The sequence below is a fragment of the Brenneria salicis ATCC 15712 = DSM 30166 genome (genome assembly GCF_003315515.1).
In the GTDB taxonomy this organism is placed as follows: Bacteria; Pseudomonadota; Gammaproteobacteria; order Enterobacterales; family Enterobacteriaceae; genus Brenneria; species Brenneria salicis.
Genome location: NZ_QNRY01000004.1, coordinates 95,334 through 107,488, shown reverse-complemented (window position 1 = coordinate 107,488; position 12,155 = coordinate 95,334). Strand labels below are relative to the sequence as shown.

General features: G+C 53.5%; 15 protein-coding genes. All 15 read left to right on the top strand.

Annotated features, from left to right (window positions below; genetic code table 11):
- Positions 1-175: 175 nt before the first annotated feature.
- Positions 176-721: an RNA polymerase sigma factor gene (locus tag DES54_RS03620; protein ID WP_240634918.1), complete on the top strand. Its 546-nt coding sequence runs from the start codon at positions 176-178 to the stop codon at positions 719-721.
- 146 nt (positions 722-867) lie between these two features.
- The gene (locus tag DES54_RS03615; protein WP_113865245.1) at positions 868-2,412 is read left to right on the top strand and encodes a PAS domain-containing sensor histidine kinase; all 1,545 of its coding nucleotides are present in this window, start codon (positions 868-870) and stop codon (positions 2,410-2,412) included.
- Positions 2,378-3,019 (top strand): response regulator, encoded by a 642-nt coding sequence (locus DES54_RS03610; RefSeq protein WP_113865244.1) that lies wholly within the window; start codon positions 2,378-2,380, stop codon positions 3,017-3,019. The genes DES54_RS03615 and DES54_RS03610 overlap by 35 nt, the downstream gene beginning before the upstream one ends.
- 475 nt (positions 3,020-3,494) lie before the next feature.
- On the top strand, positions 3,495-4,448 hold the full coding sequence (locus DES54_RS03605) for a sigma 54-interacting transcriptional regulator (RefSeq protein WP_113865243.1): 954 nt from the start codon (positions 3,495-3,497) through the stop codon (positions 4,446-4,448).
- 150 nt (positions 4,449-4,598) lie between these two features.
- Positions 4,599-4,805 carry a type III secretion system major pilin HrpA gene (locus tag DES54_RS03600; protein ID WP_113865242.1) on the top strand — a complete coding sequence of 69 codons (207 nt, stop codon included), beginning with the start codon at positions 4,599-4,601 and terminating at the stop codon, positions 4,803-4,805.
- Positions 4,806-4,874: 69 nt separating this feature from the next.
- Positions 4,875-5,246, top strand: a complete 372-nt coding sequence (locus tag DES54_RS03595; RefSeq protein WP_113865294.1) for an EscI/YscI/HrpB family type III secretion system inner rod protein — start codon at positions 4,875-4,877, stop codon at positions 5,244-5,246.
- 6 nt (positions 5,247-5,252) lie between these two features.
- Complete coding sequence (sctJ, locus tag DES54_RS03590) at positions 5,253-6,023, top strand: type III secretion system inner membrane ring lipoprotein SctJ (RefSeq protein WP_113865241.1); 771 nt, start codon at positions 5,253-5,255, stop codon at positions 6,021-6,023.
- A 50-nt stretch (positions 6,024-6,073) separates the two neighbouring features.
- Positions 6,074-6,658: a type III secretion protein gene (locus DES54_RS03585; RefSeq protein ID WP_113865240.1), complete on the top strand. Its 585-nt coding sequence runs from the start codon at positions 6,074-6,076 to the stop codon at positions 6,656-6,658.
- 9 nt (positions 6,659-6,667) lie between these two features.
- Positions 6,668-7,285, top strand: coding sequence for a type III secretion system stator protein SctL (sctL, locus tag DES54_RS03580; protein WP_113865239.1), 618 nt, complete (start codon positions 6,668-6,670; stop codon positions 7,283-7,285).
- Positions 7,286-7,343: 58 nt separating this feature from the next.
- Entirely contained in the window at positions 7,344-7,568 is a 225-nt protein-coding gene (locus tag DES54_RS03575) for a type III secretion protein HrpF (RefSeq protein ID WP_113865238.1), read from the top strand.
- On the top strand, positions 7,555-7,989 hold the full coding sequence (locus DES54_RS03570; protein ID WP_113865237.1) for a type III secretion system chaperone: 435 nt from the start codon (positions 7,555-7,557) through the stop codon (positions 7,987-7,989). Before DES54_RS03575 ends, DES54_RS03570 begins: the two co-directional genes overlap by 14 nt.
- Positions 7,982-10,018 carry a type III secretion system outer membrane ring subunit SctC gene (gene sctC / locus DES54_RS03565; RefSeq protein WP_113865236.1) on the top strand — a complete coding sequence of 679 codons (2,037 nt, stop codon included), beginning with the start codon at positions 7,982-7,984 and terminating at the stop codon, positions 10,016-10,018. The genes DES54_RS03570 and sctC overlap by 8 nt, the downstream gene beginning before the upstream one ends.
- Positions 10,019-10,048: 30 nt before the next feature.
- A complete protein-coding gene (hrpT, locus tag DES54_RS03560; RefSeq protein ID WP_338075478.1) occupies positions 10,049-10,285 on the top strand; it encodes an HrpT family type III secretion system protein in 237 nt (78 codons plus the stop codon).
- On the top strand, positions 10,278-10,631 hold the full coding sequence (locus DES54_RS03555) for a type III secretion protein (protein ID WP_113865235.1): 354 nt from the start codon (positions 10,278-10,280) through the stop codon (positions 10,629-10,631). Before hrpT ends, DES54_RS03555 begins: the two co-directional genes overlap by 8 nt.
- A 171-nt stretch (positions 10,632-10,802) precedes the next feature.
- On the top strand, positions 10,803-12,107 hold the full coding sequence (locus tag DES54_RS03550; RefSeq protein ID WP_113865234.1) for a type III secretion protein HrpN: 1,305 nt from the start codon (positions 10,803-10,805) through the stop codon (positions 12,105-12,107).
- The last annotated feature ends 48 nt before the right edge of the window (positions 12,108-12,155 follow it).

The window sequence follows — 12,155 nt, the reverse complement described above, 5'->3', positions numbered from 1 at the left end:
TAGTTATTGCAAGAACTTGCAAAAAGCCAGAGTTACTGCTGGCAAAAAGTGGCGTAAAAATTTAGCACTACAAAAATAAATGATTTTAAATCAATAATATAAAATTAATTCATGTCTGGCATATCGCTTGCTTTACCGTTTGCGCCAATAGGGGTAAATCAACGGAGAGTAAGAAATGGAAATGTTCAATCTGACAACGACAGAACCCAGCCATGCGACCAACCCGGCTGTGACGGTTGACTGGGAGCAGGTGTTTCGGCAACACGGAAAGAAATTGCATAATTTCATTCGTAAGCGTGTCAGCAATCATGATGATGTCGAGGATTTAAAACAAATGACCTATCTGGAAGTACTTAAACACAAAGATAAATTCGCGGGCGCATCACGGCCGGAGACTTGGGTGTTCGGCATCGCCCTCAATCTGGTGCGCAACTATTTCAAACAGGCGCGCCAGCGGGCGAACGAAATGGGTGATGAATTACTGGAGCATGTCGCGGTTGACGCCGATCCCGGTATTATCGCCGAAAGTCAGCGTGCGTTGAAACGCGCTATTGACGCCATGTCGTGTTTACCCGATGACACCTATCAGATGCTGTTGCAGATTCTTGATTCAGACGCCAGTTATCAGGATCTGGCGATACAACTGAATATCCCGATCGGCACCGTGCGCTCCCGGTTATCGCGCGCCAGAGGGGTTATTCGTCAGGCGGTAGACGCCTGATTGTATTTTCACGACAGATAAACGCATAAATCTGATGAGATCGGTGCATCGTTGCGGTTTTTTTCTGTCCATATTCCTGTGAAGTTTTGCAAACGCCCGCATAGTGGATGCTATGCGGGCGAGTTAACTCAACAAGGGGATGGCCAATGATGTTTACCCAGTCTTTTCAATCGGATTTTCAATCGCAGGTTCCTGAGCTTGATTTGGTGGACTTTGCTTTCAGTCGCATTAAAGACGCGATTTATATCGTTAATGAAGATGAACGCTTTTGCTATGTCAATGAGGCGGCCTGCCGGACATTGGGCTATAGCTATACAGAGCTTATGTTACTGAGCGTGACGGATATTGATTCCGGCTGGCGCCAGCGGCGCAGTATGACGTCATGGTTGAGGGAATATGAATCCGACATGTGCATTAGTTTTGAAACTCAGCATACAACTCGTTATGGCGTCACTATTCCGGTGGAAGCCAATATTACGCATTTCAGACATAAAGGACGTGGCTACAGCATGTGTGTAGTAAGAGATATCCGGGAACGCAAACACATTGAACAAATGGCTTATGCGCGGGAGCAGGAATTTCGCGCACTGGTTGAAAATACGCCCGATTTGATTATTCGATTCGATCCGCAGATGAATTGCCTGTACGCCAATGCCGCAACGCTTCGTCATCTGGATTTTACCATCGAGCAGTTGCGTGGACGGATGATCACCGATCTGATGCCAGGAGCGGGATGCGCGGTGCGCATGGAGCAACTGGTGAAACAGGTGGTGGATTCACGCAGCAGCGCCGAAGGCGAAGTCGTGGAGGAACGGGGTAAGGGAGATGATCAGCACCAATCGATTCATCATATTCGCTGCGTACCCGAATTTGATCAGGATGGGGTGCTGGTATCCATCCTTTCTGTCGGGCGAAATATTACCGATATTCGTTTCGCGGAGAAAAAGCTGGAGGCTTCGCATATGCAGTTGCGGTTGCTGGCGCGTCAACGCGAGATTTCCCGCGAAGAAGAGCGTAAGCACATTGCGCAGGAGATCCATGATGAACTGGGGCAGCACCTTACCACCATCCGCATGAGCTTGTCGCTGATGCGCATGCGTTTCGCCAAAGAGAACCCGATAATGCTGGAACAGTTGCAGAGTCTGATGCAATTGGCAGATCAAACTATTCAAGTGGTGCGTAATGTTTCCACCCGACTGCGGCCCAATGTGTTGAATATGGGATTAACGCCGGCGCTTGAATGGTTGTGTGATGAATTCAACCGGCACTATAGCGCGGCCTGTCTGCTGAAAACGGTGGGCGCACGGGTGATCCTCAATGACGAAAGCGCTACGGCGGCATTTCGCGTGGTTCAGGAGTCGTTGACCAATGTGGCGCGTTATGCCGAGGCTTCTCAGGTTCTGGTCACGCTGGAGAATCAGAAAAATCGGATAGTGATCAAAATTAAGGATAACGGCAAGGGTTTTGATGCGAATATGAACAGTAAAAACGCATTTGGCCTGATGAGTATGAAAGAAAGAGGCCGCATGCTTGGGGGAGATGTCGTCATTGAAAGTCAGCCGGGGCGGGGAACGCTGGTGCAACTCATATTTCCCAAAGGGTCTGGCGTTCGCCGGGGTAAAAAGCAGGAAAAAGAAGCAAAGAAAGGAGCAAAGAATGTGCAAACAGATACGTCTGATGATTGCGGATGATCACGTCATTATGCGTGAAGGACTCAAACAAATTTTTGCATTGGACGACAAACTGGTTGTGGTCGCGGAGGCGGGAAACGGGACTCAGGTATTGAGCCAGTTGCGTGGTCATGTCATTGACGTTTTGCTGCTGGATATGAGCATGCCGGGCATCAGCGGCGAAGCGCTGATCCTGCGTATCGTCTCGCAGTACCCGCAATTATCGATTCTGGTGCTCAGTATGTACAGCGAAGCGCAAATCGCGCAGCATGCGCTTAAAAGCGGCGCCAGAGGTTACATCACCAAGGATAAGGATCCGGAAGCGCTACTGTTCGCGATCCGGCGCGTGGCGCAAGGCGCGCGGTATATCGACTCGACTATTGCCGAACAACTGGTGTTTTCCAACTGTGGCGAATATGATCGCGCCGATCACCATATTCTTACCCCGCGTGAGCGGCAGATAATGCTGATGTTTGCGCAAGGAATGGGCGTCAATGCCATTGCCAACGAACTGGTTATCAGCAACAAGACGGTCAGTACGCACAAAGCCCGCCTGATGGAGAAAATGCGCTTCAACACCAATGCGGAAATTGTGAAATATGTACTCAGCAAGGGATTGATAGCCTAACCCTAATTTATTGATAACGGCATACCGAAGCCTGATGCGGTTGCATGTGCGGGAATAGCGATATTTTATCGCTGGCCCGCGTTCGTCCCTGATTCTCCCACTACAAGAAATGAAAAGTATTATTTACTTGCGTTTTACGAAAATTTTACGATTCATTTTGCCTATCATTACAATTACATTTAACGGTTTTTTTTCTTAATAGATTGTTTTTGCGATATTTTATTCTAAATAAGTAAGGTTTTCCCTACAAGATGCTCTGCAATTCCTACTTGATGTTCAGAGATGGCTGATGGTTTCATTAATAATTAACAGTAATGTTTGTCACCGTGCCATCACCGATAACGGGGATGAGAAATCAACCCGGCATCGCAGGGACAGGATGGCAATTAACCATAAGCAATTTACGGAAGGTAAATACCAAGGCTGATCGTAAGACAGCGGTATAATATTAGCCCGGACAGGCGCAGGAGCAGGCATGATTCAGGATTCTCAAGGCAGATTTTTCTACTCAACGTCAGGATTGACCTCCACGTATGCTGACGATATTCATGCAACGTTATCCCCACTTATCGATGTGATTGCCCCATTGAATGTCGATATTGTCTTAGAGGGGGAAACCGGCACTGGGAAGGATACGCTGGCGCACCGCATTCATCAGCGTTCAAAGTGCAGTGGTCCGTTGGTAGCGGTGAACTGTGCCGCTATTCCTGACACGTTGGCGGAAAGCGAACTGTTTGGCGTGGTGTCGGGCGCGTATACCGGCGCCAGTCGTTCTCGAGCTGGTTATCTGGAAAGCGCGGATAAAGGCATTCTGTTTCTGGATGAAATTGACAGTATGCCGATGACGTTGCAGGCGAAAATGCTGCGCGTGCTGGAAAGCCGCGGCGTCAAGCGGCTGGGCAGCACCCAGTTTACCCCCGTCGATATGCGGGTTATCGTGGCGACGCAGACGCCGTTGCTGCAACTGGTGGAGCGCGGGTTATTCCGGCGCGATCTCTATTTCCGGCTTGATACGGTAAAAATACAATTGCCGACGCTGCGTTCGCGCAGTGATTTGATTCTCCCGCTGTTTCAGCGCTTCAGCGATGAAGCCGCGGAGCGTCTGAAAAGATCTGCGCCGCTGGTTTCGGCGGATATTCATGAACGGCTGTTGACGCATGACTGGCCGGGCAATATTCGTGAACTGAAAGCGGCGGCGGAACGCTGGGTTCTGGGCATCCCGCCGTTGGCCATGTCGTCGGCTGAGCGGCATCAGCCTTTGCAACTCAAAGATCGTTTAAAGCGTATTGAAAGATATCTGATACAGGATGCGCTGCAACGGCACGACCATTGTATCGATGATGTGGTCAGCGAGTTGGGGATCCCAAAACGCACGCTTTACCACCGTCTTAAAGTGCTGAATGTGATGCGGCGTTTTTCAACGCCATGACGAGAGAGCAGGTCGCGCGTGTTCGCCACAAAAAATTTCGTATGCGGTGGAACTCACGATAGCGCTTTCCCACTTAATGAATGAACAAGATGACTGTAGTCACAGTATGACAGTTCACTACCATAAACTTTCATTATTTGGAGATATATCATGGCTTACGGACTTTCCCAGGTTGCTTCTCAGAACGCTTCTCAAACGCTGGACAACGCAATGGCGAGTTCATTGTCTCGTGCAGCAGGCGCCCAGTCGCAGAAAATCGCCCTGGATACCGAAAACTCCGTTCTGGATGGTCAGATGGATTCTGCCTCTAAATCACTGAACTCTGGACAGAAAGCGGCAAAAGCCATTCAGTTCTGATTGTTAGTGCATAACCGGGGAGTCATTCCCCGGTTTACTCTAATTTGATCCTCTATGGAATTCACCACCATGAAAATTACCCATGCGGATGACGTAGTCTCATCCGGCTTTCAGTCTGGCGACGATCAATTTTCCGCCAACAGTCTGTCCGTCAATAGTCAGGATGTGTCCTGGTTCAGCGCGGCGCTGGAACCCAAACCGGCGACCTCGGTTGAGGGCAACAGCCAATGGATAAGCGCCCTGGCTGAAAAATCGCAAGGGCTGGGTTCGGTATTCAAAACCGCAGAGCGTGGCGTTATTCAATCCATTCGCACCAACGATCCGAAAGATGTGCTGGATGCCACCCGGACATTATCTTCTTTCTATCTCGAAAGCCTGCTGAGCGCCAAGCTGGTGGCGAAGGGCGTGCAGAGTCTGGAAAAACTCACCAACTTACAGTAACGGCCTATGAAAACGCACAAGCGAGCGATATTCCTGTTGTTAGCGCTGTTGCTCACTGGCTGTGAAAAGCAGATTGAGCTTAATCGCGGTCTGTCGGAAAACGACGCCAATGAAACCATCGCCGCGCTCGGACGTTATCAGATTGCCGCTGAAAAGCGGGTGGATAAAACCGGAGTGACGTTGGTCATTGAGGCGCAGGACATGGAAAGGGCGGTCAATATTCTCAATGCCGCTGGTCTGCCGCGTCAGGCGCGGACGAATCTGGGCGAGGTTTTCCAGAAAAGCGGCGTGATATCAACGCCGTTGGAAGAGCGCGCCCGTTATATTTACGCCTTATCGCAAGAAGTGGAATCCACGCTCACACAGATCGATGGCGTGCTGGTCGCCCGCGTGCATGTGGTATTGCCGGAGCGAATTGCCCCCGGTGAACCGGTTCAACCCGCTTCGGCCGCGGTGTTTATTAAATACCGACCGGAACTGGAGCCAGACAGCATGGAGCAGCGTATTCGCCGGATGGTCGCCAGCAGCATTCCCGGTCTGTCGGGAAAAAGCGATAAGGATTTGGCGATCGTCTTCGTCCCGGCGGAGCCGTTCCAGGATAAGGTGCCGGTAGTAACGCTGGGGCCTTTTACCTTCACGCCCGAAGAAATGCAGCGCTGGCAATGGAGCATCGCCCTGTTCGGCATCATGCTGATGGGGCTGCTGGGATGGCGGGTAGGTAAACCTTATCTCCAGCAGTGGCGGCAAAAACGGACGTCGGAGCCGCAGAAGTCGTAATGCGCGCGGTGATCATGAGCGTCACGTAAAACAGCAATCACAGGACCAACATGAATACGGAAATAACACGCCTCGACTGGTTGACGTGGTGGGCTAGCGGTTGTGTGTCGCAAGCGGATGACAGTTGGGGAGCCGAAGCCCTGTTCGCCGCACTGCCGCAGAGAAAACAGGCGTTCATGCATGCCAATATTCCGCTGCTGAGCCGCCATTTCGATTTGCCGATGCAGTTGCCGCCGGAACCGAACTCGTCCCTGATGCAGATAGGGACGCTCAGTGCGTTTCAGCGCGAGCAGGTGTTGAACCTGATGGCGGCGGTGTGCCAGCCGCAAGCGCCATTCGCCATATTGACCGATGATCAGATCACCTGGTGTCGGCGGTTGGCGAAAGCGCTGAGGCCTGGGTTGTGGTTGCCGCCGCACCTCATGTTTGCCGACCGCCATGCTGACGCCCTGACGCTATTGCGCGCACGTTACGGTGAAGCCTGCTGGCCGCGTTTGCGGCTTTTGTTTCCTCAATCCTGGGTAACGCGCAGTCGTGAACCGGACGGCGTATTGCCCGCCGGCCGGTTAACCGCACTGTGCGACGCGCTGATATGGAAGGTAGCCGCCGTCACGCAGGATGAACCAACAGCATAAGGAGTGATGATGTTAGCCAAAAGAACGTTTGTGACCTTACCCGGCGCGACAAGCGATGAAACGGTGATTATCCCGGCGGCGCGGGTGGCGGAACATCAACGCAGCCGCTCGCTATGGGACGATGCCAATACGCGAGCGGCAACGCTGTTGCAGCAGGCGCGCGAACAGGCGCAGCAAGAAACCCGGCAAACACTGGCGCAGGCGGAAGCCGATTTTTGGCAGCAGGCCGATAGTCTGCTGCAAGGCGTGGCCCACGAACGGGAAAATCTTGAGCAGGTGCTGGTGGCGCAGGCGGGGCGATTGCTGCGCGACGCGCTAAGCCGGATACTGGCGGAGGTTCCTGCTCAGGAGCGGCATACCGCATTGTTGAAGCAATTATTGAAACAGCAACAGAACGACGCCAAAGGGACGCTGTACTGTCATCCCGGTCAGTTGGCGGAGGTGGATCGCTGGTTGAAGGCGCATCCGCATCTGGAGTGGCGTCTGGCCAGTGACGAAACGCTGGAAGAGGACGCCATGAAACTGATCACCCCCCACGGCGTGATGTCGCTGAATTGGCAGCGGGCCATCGCCCAACTGTTGCCGCCTGAGACGCCGGACAGCCATGAGGCGCTGAACCAAAAATAATGGAACTGTCGCTGTGAGTTGACCACTTAATATCAGGTCAATCACAGGAGAGTTCTTTATGTCTATTAATCCTACTCAGCGTCGCCTGGATACGCATTTGGTCGACGCGCAGCAAAAGCTGGATGACATTGCGCTGAACGTTGCCGATGGCGGCGCGAGCCAGGCGGACAGCTTTGCCTTTTTTGAAGCCAGTATGGACTATTCCAACGCGAGTTGGGCGGTGGGACAACTGCTGAGCGTCAAGCACGGTTTGGCGAAGGCCATCATCAATGACTTCAATTGATTTAACCACCGTACTGGAAGACTGGCTGAATAGCGGCGACGCGATGCTGCGGCTGGACATCGATAACGGGCCAGTCGCGCTGGCGCGGCACGCGTGCGGAATTGCCTGCCGCGCCGCCATCCCGCTCTCCTCACCGGCGGACGAACGCGTGCTGGAGCACGCGCTGCAATTGGCCGAAGGCGCTCAACTCCAGTTTAAGGAAGAGGCCGCCATGCTATCGCTATCCCCGGAAGATGAAACGCTATGGCTATGGATGCGGCATGAACCCGACGATGTTTTTCAATTGTCCAGAAGCCTGGAATCGCTGCTTAATCAACGTGATATCTGGCTAGGCTTGCTAACGCCCTCGCTTAGAACGGCTATGTCGGCGCCACTTAATTTAAATACGCTGGTTTTTTTGCAAGGAGAACAACATGCGTAAGGCGTTATATGGATTTTTACTGGTGTTATACCGCTGGTTTTGTTGGTCGCTGGTGCTGATTGGCATGATCCCGATAGCGCATGCCGCGACGCCGCCAGAGTGGAACAAAGGGGCTTATGCCTATTCCGCCGAACAGACGCCGCTGTCCACTATCCTGACCGATTTCGCCAACAGCCACGGTGTGGACCTGATGTTGGGCAACATTAATGACAGTGACGTTACCGCCAAAATTCGCGCCGATTCACCGGTCGCTTTTCTGGACCGTCTGGCGCTGGAATATCGTTTTCAATGGTTTGTGTACAACAACTCGCTGTATATCAGTCCGAAGGATGAACAGGATTCGGTGCGCCTGGAAATATCGGAAGAGGCGGCGCCGGATTTGAAACAGGCGCTTAGCGGCATCGGTCTGCTGGATCCGCGTTTCGGCTGGGGCGAGTTGCCGGACGAGGGCGTGGTGCTGGTGACCGGGCCGCAGGCGTATATCGATTTAATCCGTAATTTCAGCCAGCAGCGCGAGAAAAAAGAAGAGCGGCGCAAGGTGATGATATTCCCGCTGCGCTATGCCTCGGTATCCGACCGCACGCTGCAATATCGTGATCAACGCGTGGTGATCCCCGGCGTGGCGACCATTCTCAACGAACTGATGGACGGTCAGCGCAGCACGCCTGTCGGCGCAACCGGTCCGGTATCGGCACAAGCGGATAACGGCATGGAGATGATGCGTGAAAGCACCAGGGCGATGATGGTCAAACTGGCGACGCGCAACAACCCGGAACGAGCCGGTGAAGCGGGGAGAGGGCAGTCGCTGAGCGGCAAGATCTCGGCGGATGTCCGTAACAATGCCTTGCTGATCCGTGATGATGAGAAACGGCGCGCCGAATATCAGCAACTGGTCGAGCATATCGATGTACCGCAAAATCTGGTGAACATTGACGCCATCATTCTGGACGTCGACCGCACCGCGCTGTCCCGTTTGGAAGCGAACTGGCAGGCGCAACTGGGTAACGTCAGCACGGGCAGCACCATGATGATGGGGCGCAGTACCCTGTTTGTCAGTGATTTTAAACGGTTTTTCGCAGATATTCAGGCGCTGGAGGGGGAAGGTACCGCATCGATTGTCGCCAACCCTTCCGTGCTGACGCTGGAAAATCAGCCCGCCATCGTGGATTTCAGCCGTACCGCGTTTATTACCGCCACCGGCGAGCGGGTGGCCGAGATCCAGCCAGTGACCGCCGGCACCAGTTTGCAGGTTACGCCACGCGTAGTGGGGGAAGGCTCGCAGCGCAGCATCCAGTTGGTTATTGATATTGAGGATGGTCAGGTTGAAACCGCCAGCGACGGCGCGGCCTCCGGCGTGAAACGCGGCACGGTCAGCACTCAGGCGCTGATTGGCGAAAACCGGGCGCTGGTATTGGGGGGCTTTCATGTGGAAGAGAGCGGCGATCGCGATCGGCGTATCCCTATCTTGGGCGATATCCCGATTCTGGGGAAACTGTTCACCTCGACACGGCATGAAGTTTCCCGACGCGAGCGGCTGTTTATTTTGACGCCGCATTTGATTGGCGATCAAACCGATCCGACGCGCTACGTGTCCGTTGAAAACCGGCATCAATTGAACGGCGTCATGAATCGTGTCGCCAAGCGTAATGGTAAAACCGATTTATACAGTCTGGTGGAAAACGCATTGCGCGATCTGGCAGACAAACAATTTCCCGCCGGGTTTCAGCAGGAGAACCAGGGGACTCGGCTGAGCGAAGTGTGCCGCTCTCTGCCCGGACTGGTGTATGACAGCCGACGCAATCAGTGGTACGGCAATGGTCAGGTGAAATTGAGCGTAGGCGTGGTGCGCAATAGCGGCACGATACCTCAACGTATGGATGAGGCCGCCTGTGCCGGCAACCGGACGCTGGCGGTCGCGATCTGGCCGAAAACCACGCTGGCGCCGGGTGAATCCAGCGAAGTCTTTCTGGCGTTACAACCTGCCGCGGTGATTCAGCCTGCCCGACGCTCTTTACTCACGGCGCAATAATTCAGGAAAAGCCTTATGTGGAAAAATGCGATGAGTAAACAATTTTCAGTCGCCACGCCGCCTCATTACAAAAGCGGGTGGAATAAATACCTGTTGCCCCTGCTGGCGGTGATGTTGCTGAGCGCCTGTTCCAGTTCCCGTACGGTCGCGAATTGCACATCGGTGACGTGTCGCCCGCAACCTGACGGTCGCCAACTCGTTATCTGGTGGCAGCCCGATCTGCGTAATGGCCCCGCGGATTTCAGCCGGGTGCCGGTCAATGATTGAATGCAACGATGTGTTTACCCGGCAGCAGGATTTTATTGCGGCGATGGCGCACTCATCCGATGGCATGTGGATGCGTAGTGACGGTGTCACGTTGTATTTTCAGCGTCTTCCGGTGTCGTCGGAGATCGCGTTGTGTCTGACGTTGCCATCTGGCCGACGTTATGCCGAGCGAATACGCCAGATGTTGCGGCAGCGCTTTCAGCAGGCGGAAACGCTGGGAAAGTGTTATCTGAGTATGGATGCTCAGCAGCAATTAATCGTGCGCCATGCTTTACCGATAGCGGAAGAATCCGTTTCGCAGACTATCACCAACCTGCTGCAACTGGCGGCGCTGCCGCCAGCATAGCGCGCCAATACTAATAACGGGAAATAGTTGAAATAGCTGTTTTCAGGCATGGATGCGGGAACTGAATTGGTCGCGGAATCACTTAAATAAGGAGCGCCAATATCATGCAGGCCGTCCTAATCGGCAAACAGGATGGCGCTGTTCACAAACCCATTAATTTAAGGAAATATTATGATTACTTCTCTTGGTGGCGGTACTTCATTACAGGTTACCATCAAAACCGACGGCAACAACGGCTTGTCGTCAGCCAAAAATCACTCGCATGGTGGTAATGCATTACAGAATGCGGTTAGCGATGCGCTAAACCCTAACAAAATAGCGGAACAACTCGCAGATCTGATGACTTCCATGCTGTTCATGGGCGGTATGAATGGCGCTGGCATGATGGGCGGTATGAATGGCGCTGGCATGATGGGCGGGCTGGGTCTGGCCGGCGGTCTGGCGAGTGGTCTGGGCAGTGGATTGGGTCTGGCGAGTGGTCTTGGCGGTGGTTTGGCAAATGGTCTGGGCAGTGGATTGGGTCTGGCGAGCGGTCTCGGTGGTGGTCTGGCAAACGGTCTGAGTAGTGGGCTGGGTCTGGCCGGTGGTCTGGCGAGCGGTCTCGGTGGTGGTTTGGCAAGCGGACTGGGAGGCGGTCTTGCTGGCGGCCTGGCAAGTGGTCTCGGCGGCGGTCTGGCCGGTGGTCTGGCGACCGGTCTGGGCGGCAGTCTGGTTGGCGGTCTGGCGAATGGGCTGGGTAGCGCGTTGAATACCGGTATGAACGCGATGAACCCAAGCATGATGATGGGTAACCTGATGCTTCAGGCATTGGATGATATGTTAGGCGGCCTGTCGCAGCTTCAAAATGGCATGGGTGGATTGTTCGGCAACAAGACGCCGTCTTCCCCGGAAATCTCGGCTTACACTCAGGGCGCAAAAGATATGTTGACCGCTATCAGCGGCGGCGGTTTGAGTCAGGCACAGGGGTCGCAGACGCCATTACAGTTGAACAATAATGGTCTGCAGGGGCTGAGCGGCGCTGATTCCTTCAATCAGCTTGGCAGTGCGATGGGACTAAGCGTCAGCCAGAAAGCCGGTTTGCAGGAACTGAATAGTGTCAGCTCGTATGGCTTAGGAAAGAATCGTTACTACATCGAGAAAGAGGATCGTCAAACGGCGAAACAGGTCGGTGAGTTTATGGATCAATACCCTGAGGTCTTTGGTAAACCTCATCACCAGAAAGACAAATGGGACACGTCGAAGCAGGATAACAAATCATGGGCAAGAGCGCTCAGCAAGCCGGGTGATGATGGCATGACCAAAGAAAGCATGGATCAATTCACGAAAGCGGCGGGCATGATTAAGAGCGCCGTGGCGGGCGATACCGGCAATGCTAACTTGCAAGCCCGTGGTATGGGCGGTTCGTCAATGGGCATCGACGCTTCCATTGTTGGCGACCGTTTCGTCAATATGGGATTGAAAAAAATGGCCTGGTAACAGAATGTTATCGGCTTTTAGTTATAAGAAACAGGGCGCAAGCCCTGT